At 39.0% G+C, this 23,080-nt stretch carries 20 protein-coding genes and 5 tRNA genes; 17 read left to right on the top strand and 8 right to left on the bottom strand.

The window, feature by feature from the left end; all coding sequences use genetic code 11:
- Positions 1 to 880: 880 nt before the first annotated feature.
- Positions 881 to 1,027, bottom strand: coding sequence for a hypothetical protein (locus tag CS842_RS06820; protein WP_195909837.1), 147 nt, complete (start codon positions 1,025 to 1,027; stop codon positions 881 to 883).
- A 258-nt stretch (positions 1,028 to 1,285) separates the two neighbouring features.
- Positions 1,286 to 1,936, bottom strand: coding sequence for a protein-L-isoaspartate(D-aspartate) O-methyltransferase (locus tag CS842_RS02465; protein WP_103327317.1), 651 nt, complete (start codon positions 1,934 to 1,936; stop codon positions 1,286 to 1,288).
- 59 nt (positions 1,937 to 1,995) lie between these two features.
- Between CS842_RS02465 and CS842_RS02460 the strand changes: the two genes are divergently transcribed.
- From CS842_RS02460 to CS842_RS02385, 16 genes are all read left to right on the top strand, one after another.
- Positions 1,996 to 2,976, top strand: coding sequence for a Gfo/Idh/MocA family protein (locus CS842_RS02460; protein WP_103327316.1), 981 nt, complete (start codon positions 1,996 to 1,998; stop codon positions 2,974 to 2,976).
- A gap of 133 nt (positions 2,977 to 3,109) precedes the next feature.
- Positions 3,110 to 3,184 (top strand) — tRNA-Thr (locus tag CS842_RS02455).
- Between the two features lie 17 nt (positions 3,185 to 3,201).
- A tRNA-Tyr gene (locus CS842_RS02450) sits at positions 3,202 to 3,283 on the top strand.
- A gap of 45 nt (positions 3,284 to 3,328) precedes the next feature.
- Positions 3,329 to 3,401: transfer RNA gene (locus CS842_RS02445), tRNA-Gly, on the top strand.
- Positions 3,402 to 3,420: 19 nt separating this feature from the next.
- A tRNA-Thr gene (locus tag CS842_RS02440) sits at positions 3,421 to 3,492 on the top strand.
- Positions 3,493 to 3,545: 53 nt separating this feature from the next.
- Positions 3,546 to 4,733 carry an elongation factor Tu gene (tuf, locus tag CS842_RS02435; RefSeq protein WP_103327315.1) on the top strand — a complete coding sequence of 396 codons (1,188 nt, stop codon included), beginning with the start codon at positions 3,546 to 3,548 and terminating at the stop codon, positions 4,731 to 4,733.
- A gap of 81 nt (positions 4,734 to 4,814) precedes the next feature.
- Positions 4,815 to 4,887 (top strand) — tRNA-Trp (locus CS842_RS02430).
- 17 nt (positions 4,888 to 4,904) lie between these two features.
- Positions 4,905 to 5,096 carry a preprotein translocase subunit SecE gene (gene secE / locus CS842_RS02425; protein ID WP_103327314.1) on the top strand — a complete coding sequence of 64 codons (192 nt, stop codon included), beginning with the start codon at positions 4,905 to 4,907 and terminating at the stop codon, positions 5,094 to 5,096.
- 22 nt (positions 5,097 to 5,118) lie between these two features.
- Positions 5,119 to 5,670 carry a transcription termination/antitermination protein NusG gene (nusG, locus tag CS842_RS02420; protein ID WP_103327313.1) on the top strand — a complete coding sequence of 184 codons (552 nt, stop codon included), beginning with the start codon at positions 5,119 to 5,121 and terminating at the stop codon, positions 5,668 to 5,670.
- Between the two features lie 38 nt (positions 5,671 to 5,708).
- Positions 5,709 to 6,152, top strand: coding sequence for a 50S ribosomal protein L11 (rplK, locus tag CS842_RS02415; protein WP_103327312.1), 444 nt, complete (start codon positions 5,709 to 5,711; stop codon positions 6,150 to 6,152).
- Between the two features lie 11 nt (positions 6,153 to 6,163).
- Positions 6,164 to 6,856 (top strand): 50S ribosomal protein L1, encoded by a 693-nt coding sequence (gene rplA, locus CS842_RS02410; RefSeq protein ID WP_103327311.1) that lies wholly within the window; start codon positions 6,164 to 6,166, stop codon positions 6,854 to 6,856.
- A gap of 18 nt (positions 6,857 to 6,874) precedes the next feature.
- Positions 6,875 to 7,396 (top strand): 50S ribosomal protein L10, encoded by a 522-nt coding sequence (gene rplJ / locus CS842_RS02405; protein WP_103327310.1) that lies wholly within the window; start codon positions 6,875 to 6,877, stop codon positions 7,394 to 7,396.
- A 40-nt stretch (positions 7,397 to 7,436) separates the two neighbouring features.
- Positions 7,437 to 7,823, top strand: coding sequence for a 50S ribosomal protein L7/L12 (rplL, locus tag CS842_RS02400; protein WP_103327309.1), 387 nt, complete (start codon positions 7,437 to 7,439; stop codon positions 7,821 to 7,823).
- A 111-nt stretch (positions 7,824 to 7,934) separates the two neighbouring features.
- Positions 7,935 to 11,741: a DNA-directed RNA polymerase subunit beta gene (gene rpoB, locus CS842_RS02395; protein WP_410468526.1), complete on the top strand. Its 3,807-nt coding sequence runs from the start codon at positions 7,935 to 7,937 to the stop codon at positions 11,739 to 11,741.
- A 51-nt stretch (positions 11,742 to 11,792) separates the two neighbouring features.
- Positions 11,793 to 16,070, top strand: a complete 4,278-nt coding sequence (gene rpoC / locus CS842_RS02390) for a DNA-directed RNA polymerase subunit beta' (protein WP_103327307.1) — start codon at positions 11,793 to 11,795, stop codon at positions 16,068 to 16,070.
- A 3-nt stretch (positions 16,071 to 16,073) separates the two neighbouring features.
- The gene (locus tag CS842_RS02385) at positions 16,074 to 16,388 is read left to right on the top strand and encodes a DUF3467 domain-containing protein (protein ID WP_103327306.1); all 315 of its coding nucleotides are present in this window, start codon (positions 16,074 to 16,076) and stop codon (positions 16,386 to 16,388) included.
- Between the two features lie 1,452 nt (positions 16,389 to 17,840).
- Here the strand turns inward: CS842_RS02385 and CS842_RS02380 are convergent.
- The 3 genes from CS842_RS02380 to truA form a co-directional block, all read right to left on the bottom strand.
- On the bottom strand, positions 17,841 to 18,173 hold the full coding sequence (locus CS842_RS02380; protein WP_103327305.1) for a hypothetical protein: 333 nt from the start codon (positions 18,171 to 18,173) through the stop codon (positions 17,841 to 17,843).
- A 176-nt stretch (positions 18,174 to 18,349) separates the two neighbouring features.
- Positions 18,350 to 20,104, bottom strand: coding sequence for an ABC transporter ATP-binding protein (locus CS842_RS02375; protein WP_103327304.1), 1,755 nt, complete (start codon positions 20,102 to 20,104; stop codon positions 18,350 to 18,352).
- Positions 20,101 to 20,877: a tRNA pseudouridine(38-40) synthase TruA gene (gene truA / locus CS842_RS02370; protein ID WP_265614191.1), complete on the bottom strand. Its 777-nt coding sequence runs from the start codon at positions 20,875 to 20,877 to the stop codon at positions 20,101 to 20,103. Before truA ends, CS842_RS02375 begins: the two co-directional genes overlap by 4 nt.
- Positions 20,878 to 20,967: 90 nt before the next feature.
- Between truA and CS842_RS02365 the strand changes: the two genes are divergently transcribed.
- Positions 20,968 to 21,411 carry a metallophosphoesterase family protein gene (locus CS842_RS02365; RefSeq protein WP_346962751.1) on the top strand — a complete coding sequence of 148 codons (444 nt, stop codon included), beginning with the start codon at positions 20,968 to 20,970 and terminating at the stop codon, positions 21,409 to 21,411.
- Here the strand turns inward: CS842_RS02365 and hisE are convergent.
- Genes hisE through CS842_RS07580 form a run of 3 tightly spaced genes read right to left on the bottom strand, consistent with a single transcriptional unit; the run spans position 21,403 to position 22,876 of the window.
- Positions 21,403 to 22,050, bottom strand: a complete 648-nt coding sequence (gene hisE / locus CS842_RS02360) for a phosphoribosyl-ATP diphosphatase (protein WP_103327303.1) — start codon at positions 22,048 to 22,050, stop codon at positions 21,403 to 21,405. The genes CS842_RS02365 and hisE overlap by 9 nt on opposite strands.
- 31 nt (positions 22,051 to 22,081) lie before the next feature.
- Entirely contained in the window at positions 22,082 to 22,591 is a 510-nt protein-coding gene (locus tag CS842_RS07585; RefSeq protein WP_346962749.1) for an aminotransferase class III-fold pyridoxal phosphate-dependent enzyme, read from the bottom strand.
- A gap of 36 nt (positions 22,592 to 22,627) precedes the next feature.
- Entirely contained in the window at positions 22,628 to 22,876 is a 249-nt protein-coding gene (locus CS842_RS07580; protein WP_322746653.1) for a hypothetical protein, read from the bottom strand.
- Between the last annotated feature and the right edge of the window lie 204 nt (positions 22,877 to 23,080).

Genomic DNA, 23,080 nt, shown 5'->3' with positions numbered 1-23,080 from the left:
TAGGCGGTTTCTGCTTCTTTCAGAGATGTTTGCGCGCTCAGCACCTCTATGCTCGGGCGAATGCCGTTTTTATACTGGTATTTTAAATTTTCGTAATTAATCTGCACCAGTTTCCGGTCGTTTTTCTACGTTTTAGGTTATCAAGGGCATTTTGAAAGGCTTGTTGTGTTTGATTCAACTCATAGTGCATACTATTTTGAAGATGATCCATAATATTTTTCGCGATTTCTTCCTGAATTTTTTCTTGCCAGAGTTGATGTGTTTTTTTTAAAACCTGAAAAAACAGGGATAGTAATTTTTACTCCTACTAAAGAACTAGGATGATAACCTATAAAAAATAGCCTGTCAATTTTCCCCTTGTAAAGGGGCTCTGTAACTGCTAAAACAGATAGGGTAACCCGGTCTTTATAAAAATCATCAGCCGGAGAGCAGATAAAAGCGTCTCTTTAAATGTTTCTTCTGTAAAAGAAAACACCCGAGGTTTTCAGGGATTTTTTAGAGGCATACCCTTTTGAAATTCCAAAAGATGCTCTTGGGTTTTGACAGTTCTCAGGGTGTTGTTTTTTTTCTGTAAGCGCGTTGTTGAGCAGTACCTGCCATCCGACTTACGTCTACTTTTTGAGCTAGACCTATATTGTAACTGAGTATCGCTTAATGACTTTCTAAGTCGTTTGATATTGATATCTAAGAGCTCAAGTTATTTTTGAGTTATAAAAGTATACCGTAATAACCTTTTGTGACGGAAGTCACGACATCAATTTCAAAGCCTCTGGTATTGTGTCGAGAGAGTTCTTGGTGAAGCTCGGAAAGAAACACGTTTTCTTGATAAGCGGCATTATATACCATTTAGGCCTCCTCTAGTTAGGGTGTAAGCTAATGTTTAGTGCCCTAGGCCTGTGCCCATGCGGATGATTTCGTTTCCGATGACAGCAAATGGAAATTTCAAAATTTTATTGATAGTTAACGCGCTGCCCGATATTTGAGGAGAACGCAGGCTGCACAATTCTTTAAGGCGTTTTTTTTCCATATTCTCACTGAGTTTTCCATTGCGGATCTAGCTATGATGCTTCGGCGCATAAGTAATACAGGATTTAAATCATAAGACATTTCTTGGCTATGGGAATTTAAGAAGGAAGCCGTGGTAAAAAATATGCCAGTAAGTTTCTAATCAAAACATTCAAATGTTAACAGAAAAATTTTCAGTAAGAGAAATTAAATATGTTACTATAGGTAAATAAATTTCTTACAATCAAATTTATAAATAAACTAAACATTTAAATAAATATTATGATTGTCTTTTTTCAAGCATAGGTACAAAATTTGCTTTTCCCAGTGAAATTACCTTTGAGCATTCTTCATCTTCTCGCAGGATCATTTTCATTTGTTGCTCTTTATCCCTTTTTCCGACAGGAATGATCATAAGGCCTCCTATTTTAAGTTGCTCTTTCAAATCTCTGGGTATGAAAGGGGCCGCTGCTGTGACGATGATCTTATCGAAAGGAGCAAAAGCGGGAAGTCCTTTAAAGCCATCTCCAAAACTCTGATATTTAGGGTAATAAGAAAGTTTTTTGAGCAATTGTTTTGATCGGTCAAAAAGCTCTTTTTGTCGCTCTATAGTATATACTTTAGAGCCCAATTCCAGCAAGACCGCGGTTTGATAGCCTGAACCCGTGCCGATTTCCAGAATCTTTTCTTCTTCTTTCGGGTAAATCAGCTGTGTCTGAAGCGCTACTGTGTAGGGATTGGATAAAGTTTGCTCAGCTGCGATAGGAACTGCCTTTAAAACATAGGCATGGTTTTCCAGTGCTGAATCTATAAAGAGATGTCTAGGAACTCGTGATATAGCTCCGAGCACTTTTTCATTATGAATGCCCTGGGTACGCAAAAACTTAACCATTTGCATTCTCTTTCCCAGGTATTTAAAAGAATCAAGCACCTCTGATGGGATTTTTAGATATTTTCGGATATTTGACCCTGCGAATATAATCATTCCAAATGCTAAAAATAGGAGTATTGGGTGCAGGTCATTTGGGTAAAATTCACCTGAAACTTCTTCACTCTTCTTCCCGATATGAACTTATGGGGTTTTATGATCCGCTCTCTGATGAAATGGCCCCACTTGCTGAGGAGTTTCAATGCAAAATTTATGAATCTCCCCAGGAGCTCATAGATGCGGTGGATGTGGTAGATATTGTCACGCCAACGGAATTTCATTACAATTCCGCTCTGCAGGCCCTTTCCAATGGCAAGCATTTTTTCATCGAGAAACCCCTGGTTAGCGCTCTTGAGCAAGCTCAGGAGCTTTTGAGTCTTTCTGAGAGTAAAGGAATTCTGGCCCAAGTAGGACATGTGGAGCGTTTTAACCCTGCTTTTCTTGCCGTTAAGGAAGCTATTACAGCGCCTATGTTTATCGAATCGCATCGTCTGGCGGAGTTTAACCCAAGGGGCCTGGATGTGCCTGTGATTTCGGATTTAATGATCCATGATCTTGACATCATTTTAAGCCTGGTTTCCTCTGAAATCTCTCATATCAGCGCAAGTGGCGTGGCGGTGATCAGCAATACACCTGATATTGCTAGCGTGCGTATTAATTTTCAAAACGATTGTGTGGCTAATTTAACGACTAGTCGTATTTCGATGAAGAATATGCGCAAATCTCGATTTTTTCAAAAAGATACTTATATATCTATAGATTTCTTAAAAAAGTCCGCTGAAATTATTCGTATTAGTAATGCGCCCGAGCAATCCAGGGCTATTGTCCTTAAAAATTCTGAAGGAGAGGAAAAGCAAATATCCTTTGAATTTCCTTATATTCAAGACAGTAATGCTATTTTATCAGAATTGGAGGCTTTTGCCGAGGCCATTGAAAATAAAAAACCTATTGAAGTTTCCTTAAGTGATGGAAAACGAGCCTTAGAAGTAGCCCTTAAAATCGAATCTTCTATTCGCGATCAAAATAATCGATGCCATTTGTAAGAAATAAGGCAATCCATCCCTTGCATGGATTCTACATAATTTTTTGAAAATTATCAAAATATTTATACATTTGCACACCATTATCGCTAGTTCGGATTCTCTATATTTTTTATTACGGAAATTGATGTATAGTGCCGGTGTAGCTCAGTTGGCTTAGAGCACGTGATTTGTAATCTCGGGGTCGGGGGTTCGAATCCCTTCACCGGCTCATTATGCTTAAATTATGGGGAGATACTCAAGCGGCCAACGAGGGCAGACTGTAAATCTGTTGGTATCACCTTCGCAGGTTCGAATCCTGCTCTCCCCACGTTTTTTACTCTAAAGTATAAAAAATAAAAAGGAATCTAGTTTTGCGGGAGTAGCTCAGTTGGTAGAGCATCAGCCTTCCAAGCTGAATGTCGCGGGTTCGAGCCCCGTCTCCCGCTCTCACAAGCATAGAGTCTCGCCGATGTAGCTCAGGGGTAGAGCGCTTCCTTGGTAAGGAAGAGGTCACGGGTTCAATTCCCGTCATTGGCTCAAAGAGGCGTAACTAAAGGGTAACTAAATTTAATAGAAATCAATTATCGATCATGGCAAAAGAGACATTTAAACGCGATAAGCCCCATTTGAATATCGGTACTATTGGCCACGTAGACCATGGTAAAACTACTTTAACAGCCGCTATTACTTCAGTACTGGCTGGTCAGGGTTTGGCCGAGAAAAAGGACTTTTCCGCCATTGACAATGCCCCTGAGGAAAAAGAGCGTGGTATTACCATTAACACTTCTCATGTAGAGTACCAGACGACCAATCGCCACTATGCGCATGTAGACTGTCCGGGTCACGCTGATTATGTAAAAAATATGGTAACCGGCGCTGCTCAGATGGATGGCGCCATTCTTGTGGTAGCCGCCACAGACGGTCCTATGCCACAAACTCGAGAGCATATACTTTTAGCCAGACAAGTAGGTGTACCACAGCTTGTGGTTTTTATGAATAAGGTAGATGCTGTAGATGATCCGGAACTTCTTGAGCTGGTAGAGCTCGAGCTTCGCGAGTTGCTTTCAAAATATGATTTTGACGGCGATAACACACCCATTATTCAGGGTTCTGCTTTGGGGGCTCTTAACGGAGAAACTAAATCGGTGGAAAAAGTTAATGAATTGATGGCTGCTGTAGATAATTATATCCCTGAGCCTGACCGGGCTATAGATAAGCCTTTCTTGATGCCCGTGGAGGATGTATTTACCATTACAGGTCGTGGTACTGTAGCTACTGGCCGTATTGAAACCGGTGTTATTAACTCAGGAGATGCTGTGGAGATCGTTGGTATGGGCGAGAAGAAACTTACCTCTACCGTTACTGGTGTGGAGATGTTCAGGAAAATTCTCGACAGGGGGCAAGCTGGCGATAATGTTGGTTTACTATTACGTGGTATTGAGAAAACAGATATCCGTCGCGGAATGGTTATTGGTAAGCCTGGTTTTGTGAAGCCGCATAAAAAATTTAAAGCCGAGGTATATATTCTCTCTAAAGAAGAGGGTGGACGTCATACGCCTTTTCACAACAAATATCGTCCTCAATTCTATCTCCGAACTACAGATGTTACCGGGGAGATTTATCTTGCCGATGGGGTAGAGATGGTGATGCCTGGTGATAATATCTCAGTGACGGTGGATTTAATCCAGCCTGTAGCTATGGATAAAGGATTGCGTTTTGCTATCCGTGAGGGAGGGAGAACTGTCGGAGCTGGACAGGTTACAGAAATCCTGGATTAAGTTTAGGTTTTTTTCGTGAAAAAATATATGCAAATCAAGGGCCTGTTCCATAAAAAAAGTATGTTTTAATAATGAAAAAAAACGGGCGTAGCTCAGTTGGTAGAGCATCGGTCTCCAAAACCGAGGGTCGTGAGTTCGAGTCTTACCGCCCGTGCAAAAAGCTAGGTATTAATGGATAAAACTAATTTTTTATCAGGGTTGTATAATGAATTTGCTCGAAATATCACCTGGCCAAAATGGAGTGATTTACAGTCCTCTACTATGGTAGTCGCTCTATCTACTCTTATACTGGCTGTTATTTTATATGGCATAGATGAGATTTTTATATGGTTTCTTCAAAAAATTTTTTCCATTCGCTTTTGATTCTTCTATTTTTAAATAAACGATGAACGTATTGGAAAAGAAATGGTATGTCATTAAAACTGTCAGTGGTAATGAGAATAAAGTCAAAGCTTATATAGAAAAAGAAATTCGACATTTGGGTTTTGAGCAGAATATAGGTCAGATTCTCGTTCCTCTAGAAAAAGTGATACAAATACGTAACGGGAAGAAAATACATAGAGAGAAAGTATACTATCCAGGTTATGTAATGTTGGAGGCCTTTTTAGAAGGTGAAATTATCCATGTAGTAAAGAATATTCCTGGTGTGATCAATTTTTTGAGAGAACAAAAAGGCGGTCGGCCTGTACCTATGAGGAAATCAGAAATTAGCAAGATGCTCGGGAAGGTCGATGAGCTCTCCGAAACCGATGCTGGTTTAAGCATTCCTTTTACTGTAGGCGAGAAAGTAAAAGTTACCGATGGACCATTTAGCGGCTTTGACGGTACGGTAGAGAAAATTAATGAAGAAAAAAGAAAAATCTCTCTAACGGTTTTAATCTTTGGAAGAAAAACTCCTTTGGATCTGAATTTTGTTCAAATAGAGAGAATCGCATAGCTGATTCCACAGACATTTTATAATTTTAAACTGATTCGATGGCAAAAAAAATCAAGAAAATATTGAGGCTCCAAATAAAAGGAGGCGGAGCTAATCCTTCACCTCCTGTAGGGCCTGCTTGCGGAGCGGCTGGCATCAACATTATGGATTTTTGTAAACAATTTAATGCGTGTACACAAGATAAGACCGGGCAATTATTACCCGTACTAGTGAGTGTGTATGACGATAAGTCTTTTGATTTTGTTGTCAAAAATCCTGCGGTGTCCGTACAACTAATGGAAGCGACCTCATTAAAAAAAGGATCAAAAGAACCTAATCGTACTAAAGTGGCGAAGATTAACTGGGACCAGATTAAAAGCATTGCAGAAAATAAAATGCCTGATTTAAATTGTTTTACCTTGATCTCTGCTATGTCTATGGTAGCTGGTACGGCCCGATCCATGGGGATAGAGATTTTGGGTGAATCGCCTCTTCACTCTTAAAAATTTTATGTATGGCAAAGTCTAGTAAAAAACAAAAAGAAATTTTTCAAAAATATGATCGTACTAAGTCGTATACACTAGATCGGGCATCAAAACTTGTGAAAGAAATTTCTGCTCATAGTCATTTTGACGTCTCGATCGATATTGCTGTTCGTCTTGGGGTAGATCCTCGTAAAGCCAATCAAATGGTTCGTGGTGTGGTTAAATTACCTCATGGTACGGGCAAAGATATCCGTGTTTTAGCCCTTGTAGGCCCTGATAAAGAAGCCGAAGCTAAGGAGGCAGATGCTGATTATATCGGATCGGATGAATATCTCGCTAAGATAAGTGAGGGCTGGACAGATGTGGATGTCATTATTACCACTCCTATGATGATGTCTAAACTTGGACGTCTGGGGAAAATTTTGGGCCCTAGAGGTTTGATGCCTAATCCTAAAAGCGGTACGGTTACCATGGAAATCGGCAAAGCGGTTCAAGAAGTAAAATCCGGAAAAATAGACTTTAAGGTGGACCGCTACGGCATTGTGCATGCTTCGGTTGGTAAAGCTTCTTTTGCGCCAGAGAAACTCGCGGACAATTCTCTTGAGTTAATTCAAACACTCAATCGCCTAAAGCCCTCTGCCGCTAAAGGAACCTACATGAAAAGCATCTCTCTTTCGGGCACTATGAGCCCTGGAGTTCAAGTAGATATCAAAAGCGTATAATCAAAGAGAAAAAGCTCTATGACAAAGGAACAAAAATCACAATCGATAGAAGCACTCGCTTCTGTATTGTCTTCAAATAACAACATTTACTTAGCCGATACCTCTGGAATGAACGCACGACAAACCTCTGAGTTCAGGAGGTATTGTCATAATTCTCAGGCACGCATTCAGGTGGTGAAAAACACCCTACTTTGTAAAGCTATGGAAAAGCAAGGAGAGAAATGGTTTCCGCTTTTTGATTCACTCAAGGGGAACATCTCTGTAATCACTGCCGAGGTGAATAACGTTCCTGCGAAAATTATCAAGGGTTTTAGAAAAAAAAATAACAGCGAAAAGCCTTTTTTTAAGGCGGCTTATGTTGAAAAATCTTTTTATATAGGAAGCCATCAGCTCGATATATTGGTAAATATTAAATCAAAAGAAGAACTTATCGGCGATGTTATTAGTTTACTTCAGTTTCCTTTGAAAAATATCGTATCTGCCTTGCAATCTGGAGGATATAAAATTTCAGGTCTTCTTCAAAGCTTATCAAAAAAGTAAATATCATTTGTAAAACTATCAATCAAAAAATAATTTAGAAATGTCAGATATAAAACAATTAGCAGAAACTTTAGTGAATCTCAAGGTGAAAGAGGTGAATGATTTGGCAAAAATCCTTAAAGAAGAGTATGGCATTGAGCCGGCTGCGGCAGCTGTTACCATTGCTGCTTCGGATGCCGAAGGTGCCGAACAGGTTGAAGAAAAAATTTCTTTTGATGTGGTGCTTAGATCAGCGGGATCTACCAAATTAGCTGTTGTAAAACTCGTTAAGGAACTCACTGGTCTGGGTCTTAAAGAATCCAAAGAATTGGTCGATGGAGCACCTAAAAGTCTTAAGGAAGGGATAAGTAAAGACGAAGCAGAGTCACTTAAAAAGCAATTAGAAGAAGCTGGAGCTGAGGTAGAATTGAGAAATATAAGGCTTTGAGAGAAATACATATCTAAGTTAATAAAGGTTTGGTCCTTCAGTTTTGAAGGGCCTGTCCTGTTTTGTACCTATCTAAATTGTTATTAAAAAATCAAACCAACGTTGGCTGCTATAGAACAAACTTCAGAAAGAATAAGCTTTGCTTCAGTAAAAAGGCAAGTGGAATACCCAGATTTTCTTGATATTCAAATCAAATCTTTCCAGGAATTTTTCCAGCTCGAGACCAAATCTGAGAATCGCAAAAACGAAGGGCTCTTTAAGACCTTCATGGAAAACTTTCCCATTTCTGATACTCGGAATCAGTTCGTGCTGGAGTTTTTGGATTATTTTGTAGACTCTCCGAGGTATTCTATCGAGGAATGTATTGAAAGAGGTCTTACCTTCAGTGTACCCCTAAAAGCCAGAATGCGTCTTTACTGCACAGATCCTGAGCATGAAGACTTTGAGACAGTGGTACAGGATGTCTATCTGGGAGCTATTCCTTATATGACCCCGGCAGGTTCTTTTGTAATCAATGGCGCTGAACGTGTGGTGGTTTCGCAACTGCATCGTTCCCCAGGCGTATTTTTTGGTCAATCGCTTCATGCTAACGGCACTCGTTTGTACTCAGCCAGGGTTATTCCTTTTAAAGGATCCTGGATTGAGTTTGCTACTGATATCAACAATGTGATGTACGCCTATGTGGATCGGAAGAAGAAATTTCCAGTTACCACGCTCTTCCGTGCCATCGGATATGAACAAGATAAAGATATTCTTGGAATATTCGATTTAGCTGAGGAAGTGAAAGTCAATAAATCTAATACTAAAAAGCTCATTGGCTCTAAAATTGCCGCTCGTGTATTAAAAAAATGGATAGAAGACTTTGTGGATGAGGATACCGGCGAGGTCGTTTCCATTCAGCGAAATGAAGTAATTCTGGATCGTGATATCCTTCTTGAAAAAGAGCATATCGATCAAATTGTGGAAGCAGGCATAGAAAGTATCCTTTTGCATAAAAGCGGTAATACCGCGGCTGATTATGCTATTATTCAAAATACGCTTCAGAAAGACCCTACCAACTCTGGCAAAGAAGCTCTCGAGCATATTTACAGGCAGCTTCGCAGCGCTGAACCGCCTGATGAGGAAACCGCTCGTGGAGTGATTGAAAAGCTCTTTTTTTCTGAAACGCGCTATAGCCTTGGCCAGGTAGGAAGATATCGTCTGAACAAGCGTTTGGGTATAAATATTTCTGTAGATGTTCAAGTGCTTACCAAAGAGGATATTACATCTATCGTAAGACACCTTATCGAATTGGTTAATTCTAAGATAGAAGTTGATGATATCGATAATCTTTCCAACCGTCGCGTAAGAACAGTGGGTGAACAGTTATCGGCTCAATTCAGCGTGGGTCTGGCGCGTATGGCACGTACTATTCGTGAACGCATGAACGTTCGGGATAACGAAGTCTTTACGCCTGTTGATTTGATCAACGCTAAAACCCTTTCCTCGGTAATTAACTCCTTCTTCGGGACTAGTCAGCTTTCTCAATTTATGGACCAAACCAATCCGCTTTCTGAGGTTACACATAAGCGAAGGCTTTCTGCGCTTGGTCCTGGAGGACTTTCCAGGGAACGCGCTGGTTTTGAGGTACGTGATGTGCACTACACACATTATGGAAGACTTTGTCCGATAGAAACCCCTGAGGGTCCCAATATAGGTTTGATTTCTTCCCTTTGCGTCTTTGCTAAGGTTAACGGAATGGGGTTTATTGAAACACCTTATAGATCAGTAAAAGAAGGGAAGATTGATTTTTCTTCTTCCGTTTATCTAACTGCTGAGGAGGAAGAAGAAAAAACCATTGCGCAAGCCAACGCGCAAGTTGATGATAGTGGATATTTCATCACCGACAGGGTCATCTCACGAAGAGATGGCGATTTTCCAGTGGCTGAGCCTGCTCAGTTGGATTATATTGATGTGGCACCTAATCAAATCGCTTCGATTTCCGCTTCTCTTATTCCTTTTCTTGAACATGATGATGCCAACCGCGCTTTGATGGGCTCGAACATGATGCGTCAAGCTGTCCCGTTACTTCGTCCCGAAGCTCCTATTGTGGGGACCGGACTTGAGAAAAAACTCGCCATTGATTCACGTATACTTATTAATTCGGAAGCAGAGGGTGTCGTGGAATTTGTAGAAGCTGATCGTATAGGTATGCGCTATGAAAGAACTCAAGAGGAAGCGCTGATCAGTTTTGAGCCTGAGCTTAAAATCTATGATTTGATTAAATTTCGTAAGACCAATCAAAATACTTCTATCACGCTTAAGCCAATTGTAAAAAAAGGCATGAGCGTAACTAAAGGACAAGTGCTTTGTGAGGGCTACGCTACTGAAAAAGGGGAACTGGCACTCGGGAGAAACCTTTTGGTAGCATTTATGCCCTGGAAGGGTTATAACTTTGAGGATGCGTTTGTTCTTTCCGAACGTGTGGTACGTGAAGATCTTTTTACTTCCCTACATATTGATGAATATTCTCTTGAGGTGCGAGACACTAAATTGGGAATGGAAGAGCTTACCAGCGATATCCCCAACCTCAGTGAAGAGGCAACAAAAGATCTCGATGAAAACGGAATTATCCGTATTGGAGCCGAGGTGAAGCCCGGAGATATCCTTATCGGTAAGATCACTCCTAAGGGAGAGTCCGATCCTACACCTGAGGAAAAACTTCTAAGGGCTATATTCGGAGAAAAAGCTGGAAATGTAAAAGATGCCTCATTAAAGGCTGAGCCTTCACTTTCAGGAGTAGTTATTGATAGAAAGTTATTTTCGCGAAGTATCAAAGATAAAAAGACACGTGCACAAGATAAGATTGATATTGAGTGCTTTGAGGCTGAATTTCAAAATCGTTTTTCTGAACTTCATGATCTTCTCTGCGAGAAACTTCATATGCTTTTACAGTCCAAAACTTCACATGGGGTTACAAATGATTTAAAAGAAGAAGTGATCCCTAAGGGGAGTAAGTTTACCCAAAAGCTTATTAACAGCATTTTGGACTATATGAATATTTCTTCTTCAGGATGGACTTCAGATGAGCATACGAATCAGCTGGTTTCAACGCTATTGCACAACTATAAAATCAAAGTAAGAGATTTACAAGGAGAGCTTAAGCGTAAGAAATTCACTGTTACAATAGGAGATGAATTGCCTGTAGGTATAGTAAAACTTGCTAAAGTATATATTGCTAAAAAACGTAAGTTGAAAGTCGGCGATAAGATGGCTGGACGACATGGTAATAAAGGTATCGTAGCGCGTATCGTTCGTGATGAAGATATGCCTTTTTTAGAAGATGGCACACCCGTGGATATCGTGCTTAACCCATTAGGAGTTCCCTCGAGGATGAACATAGGTCAGATTTATGAAACCGTACTGGGCTGGGCTGGGCACAAGCTCGGTGTTAAATTCGCTACCCCTATTTTCGATGGCGCGTCGGTGGAACAAATCACTGAGTATACCGACAAAGCAGGTTTACCCCGATTTGGAAGCACTTACCTGTATGACGGAGGCACCGGAGAGCGCTTTGATCAGCCAACAACCGTAGGTATGATTTATATGCTTAAGCTAGGACATATGGTAGATGATAAGATGCACGCTCGTTCCATAGGTCCTTATTCCCTGATTACTCAACAACCTTTGGGAGGAAAAGCCCAATTCGGAGGTCAGCGTTTTGGAGAGATGGAAGTATGGGCTTTAGAATCGTTTGGTGCTTCGAACATTTTAAGAGAAATTCTTACAGTAAAATCCGACGATGTGGTGGGCCGTGCCAAAACTTATGAAGCTATCGTTAAAGGAGATACCATGCCAGAGCCGGGTATTCCCGAGTCTTTTAATGTCTTGCTTCATGAGCTTAAAGGGCTGGGATTGCAAATAAAGTTTGAAGATTAAACGCATTGTTCCTTTGGAAATATTTAATACAAATTTTCGATTATCCATAAAATGGCTATCAAAACAAATAAAAAAAACAGCAGATTTAACAAGATTACCATAAGTCTGGCATCTCCAGAATCTATCCTTCAAGAATCTTATGGGGAAGTACTAAAACCTGAAACGATTAATTATCGCACACATAAGCCTGAACGAGACGGACTCTTTTGTGAACGCATATTTGGCCCAGTAAAGGATTATGAGTGTGCTTGTGGTAAATACAAGCGTATTCGCTATAAAGGTATTGTCTGCGATCGATGCGGTGTGGAAGTTACTGAAAAAAAAGTACGTCGTGAACGTATTGGTCATATCAGCTTAGTAGTTCCTATAGCCCATATTTGGTACTTCCGTTCCTTGCCTAATAAAATTGGCTACCTCCTGGGTATGCCTTCCAAAAAACTTGATATGATTATCTATTACGAGCGATATGTGGTCATACAAGCAGGTAATGCTAAGCATTCGGATGGCACTCCTATTGAAAAGCTCGAATTTCTGACCGAGGAAGAATATCTGAATATACTTGAAACGCTTCCGCAAGAAAATCAGTACCTTGATGATACTGATCCTGCTAAGTTTATTGCTAAAATGGGCGCCGAATGTATAGAAGAACTATTAAAACGCATTGATCTCGATGAGCTCTCCTTTAGCCTTCGTCATCAGGCCAATAATGAAACTTCCAAGCAACGTCGTATGGAAGCGCTTAAGCGTTTACAAGTGGTGGAAGCTTTCCGGGAATCGGATAAGAAGATCCAGAACCGAAGAGAGTGGATGATTATTCATGCACTTCCTGTAATTCCTCCTGAGTTGCGCCCATTAGTTCCTCTCGATGGAGGTCGTTTTGCTACTTCCGATCTTAATGATTTGTACAGGCGTATTATTATACGTAACAATCGTTTAAAACGTCTTTTACAAATCAAGGCCCCTGAGGTAATCTTGCGCAATGAGAAACGTATGCTACAAGAAGCGGTAGATTCTTTATATGACAATACCAAAAAAGCATCAGCTATAAAATCAGACGGTAACCGCCCCTTAAAATCCTTGTCTGATTCGCTGAAGGGAAAACAAGGGCGTTTCCGTCAAAATCTTTTGGGAAAACGCGTGGACTATTCAGCTCGCTCGGTCATCGTAGTAGGACCTCAATTAAAGCTACACGAGTGTGGACTTCCTAAAGATATGGCAGCGGAATTATATAAGCCTTTTATTATTCGAAAGCTTATAGAACGTGGTATTGTTAAAACAGTAAAATCTGCCAAAAAAATTATAGATAGTCGAGAGTCTGTAGTTTGGGACATTCTTGAAAACGTCCTTAAAGGTCATCCGGTATTATTGAACCGTGCACCTACCTTGCACCGATTGGGGATTCAGGCTTTCCAGCCTAAACTTATTGAGGGAAAGGCTATACAGTTGCATCCATTGGTATGTACAGCTTTTAACGCCGATTTTGATGGAGATCAGATGGCTGTACACCTTCCGCTGGGGCCAGAAGCGGTGCTTGAAGCTCAGTTATTGATGCTTGCTTCACAAAATATTTTGAATCCTGCCAATGGCTCGCCTATTACTGTGCCCTCACAAGATATGGTACTCGGGCTTTATTATATGACTAAAGCTGTAGAATCAACCTTTGAGCGTAAAATCAAAGGTGAGGGTCTGATATTTTATTCACCTGAAGAGGTGCAAATTGCTTATAATGAGGGTATAGCTGAGATAAATGCGCGTATCAAAGTAAAGGTCCGTGTACATGAAGAAGATCAGATCCTACATAAGATTATAGATACCACTGTGGGTAGGGTTCTTTTTAATCAAGTAGTACCTAAAGAAGCAGGCTATATTAATGAGTTACTTACTAAAAAATCTTTGCGCGATATCATCGGAAGAATTTTAATAATTACCAACACTCCCACTACCGTAAAATTCCTCGATGACATCAAAGAGCTTGGATTTTACAACGCTTTTAAGGGAGGTCTTTCTTTCAGTTTAGGTGATATTATCATACCTGAAGATAAGCAAACTATGGTACAAAGCGCTATTGGACAAATAGATACGGTTAAGGGTAATTATAATATGGGGTTGATTACTAATAATGAACGCTATAATCAGGTGATCGATATATGGACCAATACCAATGCAATGCTTACTGAAAAAGTGATGAAGCAAATGCAAGAGGATCAGCAAGGTTTAAATTCGGTTTACATGATGCTTGACTCAGGCGCCCGAGGCTCGAAAGAACAAATCCGACAGCTCTCAGGTATGCGTGGGTTGATGGCTAAGCCGCAACGTGCCAGCGTTGGAAGTGGAGAAATTATTGAAAATCCTATTATTTCCAATTTCCGTGAAGGTCTTTCCATTTTGGAATACTTCATATCCACACACGGTGCTCGTAAAGGATTGGCCGATACTGCTCTAAAAACAGCCGATGCAGGTTATTTGACGCGTCGTTTAGTGGATGTAGCTCAGGATGTCATCGTAAGAGAAGAAGATTGTGGCACGCTTAGAGGTCTTGAAGTCACTGCTTTGAAGAAAAATGAAGAAATAGTAGAACCTTTATATGATCGTATTTTGGGACGTATATCTCTTTATGATATATATCATCCCGAGAGCGATGAAGTCATTATTGCCTTTAATGAAATAATAGATGAAGAACGTGCAACCCTGATAGAGCAAGTAGGTATTGAGATGATAGAGGTACGATCTCCTCTTACCTGTGAGGCCAAAAGAGGCATTTGCGCCAGATGTTATGGACGAAATCTCTCTACAGGAGGGCTTGTTCAAAAAGGGGAAGCAGTAGGTGTCATAGCTGCACAATCTATTGGAGAGCCAGGTACGCAGCTTACCCTTCGTACATTTCACGTGGGAGGTACAGCTGGAAATATTTCGGAATCTTCTCAAATACGCGCCCGTTTTGATGGTATCATAGAATTTGAGGATCTCAGAACTGTAAAGGCTCAGGATGAAAATGGTCAGAATGTAGAGCTGGTCGTATCACGCTCTACAGAGATGAAGCTTTTAGGAAAAGATGGCTCTGTCCTTATGGTTAGTAATATCCCTTATGGAGCTACCTTATTTTCCCGCCAGGGAACCGCTGTTCAGCGGGGTATGGAAATCTGTCGCTGGGATCCTTATAATGCTGTAATTATCGCTGAATCTTCTGGTACAATAGCTTATGAACATATTGAACAAGGGATTACTTATCAGATAGAGATCGATGAGCAAGCGGGCTTTCAGGAAAAGGTAATTTTCGAATCCAGAGATAAAAAATTAATTCCTTCTTTGAAAATAGTCAATGTTAAGGGAGAAGACTTAAAAATATATAATTTACCTGTAGGGGCTCACCTAATTGTGGAGGATGGAGAAAAAATTAGTACAGGAAAAATTTTGGTAAAGATTCCGAGAAAATCTGGGAAAACTACCGATATTACTGGAGGTTTGCCGCGTGTTACTGAATTATGTGAAGCGCGTAATCCATCTAATCCAGGCATCGTATCGGAAATAGATGGCGTAGTAAGCTTTGGAAAGATTAAAAGAGGTAATCGTGAGATCATTATCGAATCCAAGACCGGTGACCTCAGGAAATATCTTGCTAAATTATCTAATCAGATTTTAGTGCAAGAGAATGACTATGTAAAAGCAGGTACAGCTCTTTCTGAAGGCCCCACAACGCCGGAAGATATTCTCAATATTAAAGGACCAAACGCAGTTCAGGAATATCTGGTTAATGAAATTCAAGAGGTTTATCGTCTGCAAGGAGTGAAGATCAATGATAAACATTTTGAAATTATCGTGCGTCAGATGATGCGCAAAGTACAGATAATAGATGCAGGAGATACTCGTTTCCTCGAAGATAGTATAGAGCACAAGAGCGATTTTATCGAAGAGAACGACAGAATTTTTGGCATGAAAGTAATCGAAGATCCTGGTGATTCCGAACAATTCAAAGCCGGACAGATAATCAATCTAACCGAATGGCGTAATGAAAGTGATATTATCAAGAACAAGGGCAAAAAGCCAATGCGTACTCGTGAAGCCATTCCAGCTACAGCTAAGCCAATACTTCAAGGAATTACTCGTGCTGCTTTACAGACAAAATCATTCATATCTGCCGCTTCCTTTCAGGAAACCACTAAAGTCTTAAATGAAGCTGCTGTAAGTGGAAAATCTGACTATTTACTTGGACTAAAAGAAAATGTTATCATAGGTCATAAGATTCCAGCAGGTACTGGTCTTAGAGAATACGAAAATTTCATAGTTGGCTCTAAAAAAGATTTTCTTCAATTTATGGGTAAAAACACTTAAAGAATGGATAGAGCCATTGCACCTGAAGAGGAAAATGTAGGTATAGAATTGCCTGAGAATATCAGTGATGGTTTATATGCAAATATGACTATAGTTAATCATTCTTCTATGGAATTTGTCATCGATTTTGTTAGTTTAATGCCTGGTGTGCCCAAGCCTCGCGTGCGCTCAAGAATGATACTTTCTCCACGCGAGTCTAAGCGTTTTTCACAATTGCTTATAAAAAGTCTTCGCGATTACGAGAAATCTTATGGGAAGATTTATGAAGTAGATTCCTCTCTTCCATTAAATTTCGGGCCTTCTCAAGGGGAGGCTTGATTATTTATAGCAAAAACTCGATTTTCTCTGTTAAGAATAGTTGAGAATACTTACTCTAAGTAGTTTGCTTGCTATTTTCAACCTCATGCTTACCGCAAGTACTTCAAGCAGTATACTTGAAGCTGCATAGCAAAGCACTAAAATGATTCTTTTATCTTCCTATTAGTTTGAAAAATTCCTCCGACCATAACTCCGGAAATATTTATAAAAAAGGTTGCTAATGGAAAACGGTTGTGATTGAATTCGTATTTTAAAGACAAATAATAGTGTAGCATACTTCCCAATCCGCCTCCAATAAAAACATACAGCTATTTCATAAAAGAAAATTTTAAAATGTAATTCATAGCTTTTTTAAAAGGCTTTGAGAATTTTTTATCATCTTCAGACAAATTCTTCGTGTGTAGTAGAGGTAATAAGATAATTCCAAAGCCCCTCCCTCTTAGAGGGTTCTAACAAAGTTTCAAGGTTTCCGCTATATTTAATATATTAGTTGATGTGATGAATTTCTGTTTAAAAGTGGATGTTGTCGAGGGATAAAAGCCCCATGAAGCGCGGGTTCATAAAGACATCTATTTAAGTATAAGCAGGAGTGATATAAAAGTCCAGGGTTTCCTTTCCTATAGTTCCCCAATCATATATTCTGTAGAGGTTTCCTTTATTTTGAGCGTAGTCTTAGGGTATTTTTTTGAGAAATTTTTCAATAAATAAAGGTAGCAGATGAACTGCTCGTGGGAGCAATGCCCAGATTAAATGAGCTTTCTAGACTTCCTTTTTCTTCTTCAAGAATGTGCTAAAATTTACACATTTCGTTCGTCACTATTTTTGCCTGTGCAATGATTTTTTTTGCCTATAGGAGTATGCATAATAAGATGTGAAGCTTTGGTCGAGCAGTTCAGTTCCTAATTTTCTTCGAGTTTTTGAATTTGCGTATCCAAAGTGGGTTGAATTGCTCTGCTGCGATAGTAAAATTTTTATACTTAGTACAGCGAGAAGATATTGTAGTTGAGTAATCATCATCGTATAAAAAAAGAGGTCTTGTGAATTTTTAAATTCATTAAAGAGTCTCGTAAAAATGCTTTAATTTTAAGTAAATGTTTGCGAAAACACAAATTAATCATGATTATAAAATCAAATTCTACAGGTTTGAATGATGAAAATACCCTTTTGAAATCGCTGCAGATCTTAATCTTTTAATTGAGTACTTTCAAATATATTATCTAGAACCTAAGAGGAGTGTATTAGAATATACGTGGTCTTCAATTTATTTACATTACACTTTAAGTTTGAAGAGCTATACAGAGAAGCCTGGGAGAATATTGACCTTATGTTGAGCATATACTTACCTTAGGTCCAACTCCTTTGTTGGAAAAGAATATGTTCCATGAAAAAGTTAGCGCTTGGCGCGGAGAAAAGGCTTGAAGTAAAAGGTATAAAAATCAGAAAAGAGATGAACTATTTCGAAATTTGTTCGTTGGTTTTATTAAACCATCTCATAAAGGTTTTTGACTCTTCAGAATTTAATTTGGAAGAAATTTCCTGAGCTTTTTTGCTCCATTCTTGAGCTTTGTTTTGAAATTCAACAAGCTTTCCTTTGCTTCCATCAAGAGCGGTAGCTTTAAAGTCTTTTATATATTGTGAATAGTCGGTCACGAATTTTTGAGCTTCTTCACTGCTAAATTTTGGCATATTGCCAGAAATATCTTTCATGTTGTCCATGTCTTCAGATATTTTATCTTCAACAACATCTTTCGTAGCATCGCCTTTTTGCTGAACCTTGTCTTCCATATTGGCAGCTACACTATCCTCAGTAGGTTTTTTTGCAAGAGGTAAATACAGCTAAAAATACTGCAAATAGAACGAAAATCATTTTTTTCATCTTTATCACGATTTGAATTGCAACCGCAAATATATGGTGGATTTTTTATATACTAAAAATTACGACCTCGGAGTTGTTTGAAAGTTTAATTCATTCTTTTCTTTTTCGAAATTTGTGAATTATACATTTTCCAATAATAACCTTTTTTTAGTAATAAATCATTATGATTTCCTTGTTCTATTAATATTCCTTTATTTATAACTAATATTTTATCCATTTTTTTTACCGTAGATAAACGATGAGCTATCACAATGGATGTTTTTTTGTGAGTTAAGTTTTTCATAGCTTTATACATAAGATCTTCAGTATAACTATCTGTCGAAGCCGTAGCTTCATCTAATATCAAAATCGAATGAGGATGCAATTGCGCCCTTAAAAAAGTCAGCAACTGGCGCTGACCTATAGAAAATAACCTTCCTCTTTCTTCTACATTTTGATTATACCCTAAGGGTAATGACATGATAATGTTATCTATACCTATAATTCGAGCTTTTTCGCGAATTTTTTTTAAGTCTATGGATTTTCCCATACTTACGTTTTTTCTAATAGTATCATTAAACAGAAAAGGCTCTTGTGTCATTACCCTGACATGGTTTCTGAGATTTTTTAAAGCGATATCTTTAATAGGATGTCCATCTATGCTAATACAGCCGCTCTCTATATCATAAAAACGAGCCAAAAGCTGTACTAAGGTAGATTTTCCCGCTCCTGTGGAACCTACAATGGCTACATTCTCGCCAGGTAAGATTTCTAACGAAAGTCCTTTAAGTACTCTCTCTTCTGGGGTGTATGAGAAGTGAACATTTTCAAAGAGGATATGTCCTTTTAATTTTATGGGCTGAAGTTTACCTTCATCAGGCGTCTCGAATTTCTGATTGAGCAAATCGAATATTCTGTCGGCTCCAGCGAGTCCACCTTGCATGGTGTTAAAACGATCTGACATTTGATTCATTGGTCGGAAAAGCATATAAATAAAGAAGATGAAGGCAACGATTTCTCCCGAGCTCACATCGGCCGTATTTATCGCTCGAAAAGCTCCATAGCCTATAAGTGCGCTGACGCTTACACTGGAAAGCAATTCAACAATGGGAAAAAAAATAGAGAAATAAAAAATCGTCTTAAAGTAAGCTTGCATTAGCTGGTAATTGATCCTCTCAAAGGTTTTATATTCAAGTTTTTCTCTGTTGAAGAGCTGTACTATCATCATTCCACTGATACGCTCCTGGCTGAAACTGTTCAAATGTGCGTTTTGTAAGCGTTCCTCACGGAAGGTATTCCTGAGCGAACGCTGAAAATAACGTGTAATCCAATACATATTTGGAAGGATCAACAAGCTGATAATTGCCAGTTGGGCATCTATATTGAACATCATCCCTATAATGAGAAGGATTTTAAATAAATCTCCAAAGAGAAGTAAAATCCCATCACTAAATACACCTGCGATAGTTTCTATATCAGATACTACACGCGTTATAAGCAAACCCACAGGTGTTTTATTAAAAAAATCGAGTTTAAAACTCAGTAATCGGTTAAAGAGTTTTACCCGAAGTTCACTGATCACTTTTTGCGCCAGAACATTGGAAAAATAATTCAGTACAAACTGAAAAAGCCCCTCTAGAAATAGCAATAGCCCTATCCATAAGATAAGATGCAAAAGAAAAGGAAAATTCTTTTCTGAAATCGGTTCATCAATAGCCTGCTGGATTAATTTGGGCCGATAGGCCGTTGCTATTGAAAGTGCTATGGAAATAAGTAAAATCGAAAGGGTAAGTCCGCGATAACGCCAGCTCATATGAATTAGCTTTCTAAGTGATGAACTATTTTCTGCGGCCTTTTTCATAAAAAAAGACTCTTTGGATAGCGTATGGAAGTTAAGAACAATCCTTTTGCCGGCGCTGAGGTTCCTGCCTTTTGCCGGTTTTTGGCCTCGATAATCTTGCGGAATTCTTGCAGATAAATCTTTCTTTTACCTACTTCAATAAGCGTCCCTACAATGGCACGTACCATGTTTCTTAAAAATCTGTCGGCTGTGATCTTAAAGTACAACAAATCATTTTCGTATTTCCATTGAGCATATTCTATTTTGCATAGACCGGTTTTATTGTTAGCATGTGTTTTACAAAAGTTGCTGAAATCCCGATAATTTTTAAGTATTCTCGCTGCTTGATTCATGGCTTCCATATCAAGCGGAGTAGAGAGCCATTGCCAGCTAAACTCTTTAAAAAAAGGGTGCTTTCCTAAAGAGATGAAATAGCAATAACTGCGCTCTAATGCACTAAAGCGCGCATGTGCTCGGGAAGCCACCGGATAAATTTTATAAATTTTAATATCATAAGGTAAAAAAGCGTTAAGTCTTTGTATGAGATTCTGATTCAGAGATTCTGCATAATCAAAATGAGCGAAAAATTGCCTTGCATGCACACCGCTATCAGTACGTCCGGCCCCTATAAGGTCTATAGGTGTTTTAAGGAGTTGAGAAAGGCAGTTTTCAAGTACTTCTTCTACGGAAATTCCGGTTTTTTGCATCTGCCAACCATGGTATCTTGTTCCGTTGTAGGCCAGCTCGATAAAGTAGCGCAATGGTTTTTTAATTTTGAATTTGTAAAAATACAAAGTCTTAGTGAAACGAATTCTTTTGCTCTCTGATACCCATGGTTATATGGATCAGCGCATACTCTATTACGCGAATAGCGTTGATGAGATCTGGCATGCCAGAGAGATATTGGATCTTTACAAGTAGCTCTTTCGCTTGAAGAATGGGCCCCTTTAAAGGCTGTCTATGGACATATAGATGATATAGATATAAAGAAAATCTTATCCTGGGCATCAGCGCGTTTTCTTTTCGGGGAAGTATCAGTATGGATCACACATATAGGGGGTTGCCAAGGTCGTTATGATATTAGAGTTCGTGAAGAATTAAAAAAAAAGAGCCCTCGTCTGTTTATCTGTGGACATTCCCATATTCTATGCATATTATACGATAAAAAACTTAGTATACTTTACATGAACCCTGGAGCAGCGGGTCGATATGGCTTTCATCAGTTGCGTACCATGCTGTGCTTTTGTGTTGATAAGAACGATATTAAAGCTCTTGAGGTCATAGAACTGGGCACAAGAGATCCGGAATATAATAAATTATTATTTTAAGCGATGGTTGTGTTTTCGTATTTTCTCTTTAAGGCGTTCTATTTTCCTTTTTAATTTTCCTTTTTGTTCCCTTTTATGTAAAATTTTTAGCACATCATCAAAATGTAGACCCTTGGCATTGAGCAATATTAAAAAATGGAAAATCAAGTCAGCTGCTTCATTGAGGAATTTTTTATCGTTATGATCGTCTTTAGCTTCTATAATAAATTCAGTAGCTTCTTCGCCAAGTTTCTTCACAATTTTATTCAGATTCGTTCGGAATAGTGGACAACGATAAGATTTTTTGTCTCCATAAAAACGATATTGTTCTATAACTTCTTCAAGTTTGCTTAGAAAAGAGAGTTTCTCTTTAACTTCGTTTAATTCACCCCACTGGCTTTTTCCTTTTGGATGTGTTGAGGAAACGTTTACTAGAAGTACGTTTTTTTTCTCATTAAACAGTACCTGTTGCACCTGAAGCTCTGGATGTTTTTCAAGTAAGGTATCCCGAAGGAAATAACAAGCTTTTCCTGAGAGACTTTTATCCAGTGCGTTTTGGTTCATAAAAGCAGTTTCAATTACTACTTTTGTGTCTTCATCCTGTATTATTACGGGTAACACACCTTCAATTTTTATATTTTCAAAAGATGTTTTCATCATTCAAAAGATTGAGGGATTTTCATCGAGACATTCAAGCAGAATATAACATCATTTGTATACTTCTTCTGAGATAAGGCTTAAAGGAGGAGAGATTCGCAAATCTCCTGAGAAAAGCAGCCAAAAAACAATCAATCCTTTTGCAAGGAAAGCCTGGGTTGTTTTCAATACGTATTCTTTTTAGCTCGCAAGCGAGCATCAGCCCGCGACCTTGTATGAATCGAATTTCCTTATGTACGAGTAGCTCTTGAAAAAGTTTTTCTTTTTCCGAAATATTTTGCATCAATCGCCATTCCATGAGCTCATCTAAGAAGGTAGCCAAGGTACTTTTGGCGATCACTCGGTGATCGCCAAAAGTAGTAATATACCCCAGCGTGGGATTATGACTGAGGCAGCTCATAATTCTTTCGAAGACTATAAATGTATCAATAGGCATGCCACCTCCCATTCCTTTTCCCATGACCAGAACATCCGGTAGGGCATTTTCACAATGCTCAAAGGCAAAAAAACTTTCCAGTTCGTGCAAAACCCGGCTATATTTCATTAAGCGCCGGTTTGTTGATAGCACTTCTTTACCTTTCTAAGGTAAGATTTTTCGGGTAAAACAAATCGCGCTGATCCCTATATGTTTTCCAAAAGAACGCAAACAGTTTTTTTCAGTGATTTTATCAAGATCTTCTTCTTCATTGAATCTAATAAATCGAACGTCAGTTAATAAAGGGAAGAAGGTTCTTTTAGGGATAATTTGTCCCATGAGACTTAGTGCGCTTTGTGTGTTACCATGATAAGCATTGATAAACATTTTCACATTCACAGGAGATGATCTCATATCGACCAGTATAATGATTAGCCAATTTTATAGCTCCCCTCTATAGCCTCCGTTTCCGGATTAACCAGGTAGGTGCTCTCCAGGCCTCCCAGGGTTGTAGCAAACAAGCTTTTCACAAAGATTTACACAAAACCCCTGTATAAACTCTCCGTACATCATGACATGCATTCTTGATTATTAGTGATTTCCAGACTTATAGGATGT

The organism is Bacteroidetes bacterium endosymbiont of Geopemphigus sp., from assembly GCF_002904345.1.
GTDB lineage: Bacteria > Bacteroidota > Bacteroidia > Flavobacteriales > Blattabacteriaceae > GSPS2-BC2016.
Note: the sequence above shows the minus strand (reverse complement) of the source record. Positions and strands in the feature narration are given on the sequence as shown.

Coding starts and splice junctions, on each gene's coding strand:
- nusG (WP_103327313.1), top strand. CDS start 5,119: ATGAACGTATTGGAAAAGAAATGGTATGTCATTAAAACTGTCAGTGGT.
- CS842_RS02380 (WP_103327305.1), bottom strand. CDS start 18,173: ATGGAAGACAAGGTTCAGCAAAAAGGCGATGCTACGAAAGATGTTGTT.
- CS842_RS06820 (WP_195909837.1), bottom strand. CDS start 1,027: ATGGAAAAAAAACGCCTTAAAGAATTGTGCAGCCTGCGTTCTCCTCAA.
- rplL (WP_103327309.1), top strand. CDS start 7,437: ATGTCAGATATAAAACAATTAGCAGAAACTTTAGTGAATCTCAAGGTG.
- CS842_RS02460 (WP_103327316.1), top strand. CDS start 1,996: ATGCTAAAAATAGGAGTATTGGGTGCAGGTCATTTGGGTAAAATTCAC.
- rpoC (WP_103327307.1), top strand. CDS start 11,793: ATGGCTATCAAAACAAATAAAAAAAACAGCAGATTTAACAAGATTACC.
- secE (WP_103327314.1), top strand. CDS start 4,905: ATGGATAAAACTAATTTTTTATCAGGGTTGTATAATGAATTTGCTCGA.
- hisE (WP_103327303.1), bottom strand. CDS start 22,050: ATGATGAAAACATCTTTTGAAAATATAAAAATTGAAGGTGTGTTACCC.
- CS842_RS07580 (WP_322746653.1), bottom strand. CDS start 22,876: ATGAGATCATCTCCTGTGAATGTGAAAATGTTTATCAATGCTTATCAT.
- CS842_RS02375 (WP_103327304.1), bottom strand. CDS start 20,104: ATGAAAAAGGCCGCAGAAAATAGTTCATCACTTAGAAAGCTAATTCAT.
- rplA (WP_103327311.1), top strand. CDS start 6,164: ATGGCAAAGTCTAGTAAAAAACAAAAAGAAATTTTTCAAAAATATGAT.
- rplJ (WP_103327310.1), top strand. CDS start 6,875: ATGACAAAGGAACAAAAATCACAATCGATAGAAGCACTCGCTTCTGTA.
- rplK (WP_103327312.1), top strand. CDS start 5,709: ATGGCAAAAAAAATCAAGAAAATATTGAGGCTCCAAATAAAAGGAGGC.
- CS842_RS02385 (WP_103327306.1), top strand. CDS start 16,074: ATGGATAGAGCCATTGCACCTGAAGAGGAAAATGTAGGTATAGAATTG.
- tuf (WP_103327315.1), top strand. CDS start 3,546: ATGGCAAAAGAGACATTTAAACGCGATAAGCCCCATTTGAATATCGGT.
- CS842_RS07585 (WP_346962749.1), bottom strand. CDS start 22,591: ATGAAATATAGCCGGGTTTTGCACGAACTGGAAAGTTTTTTTGCCTTT.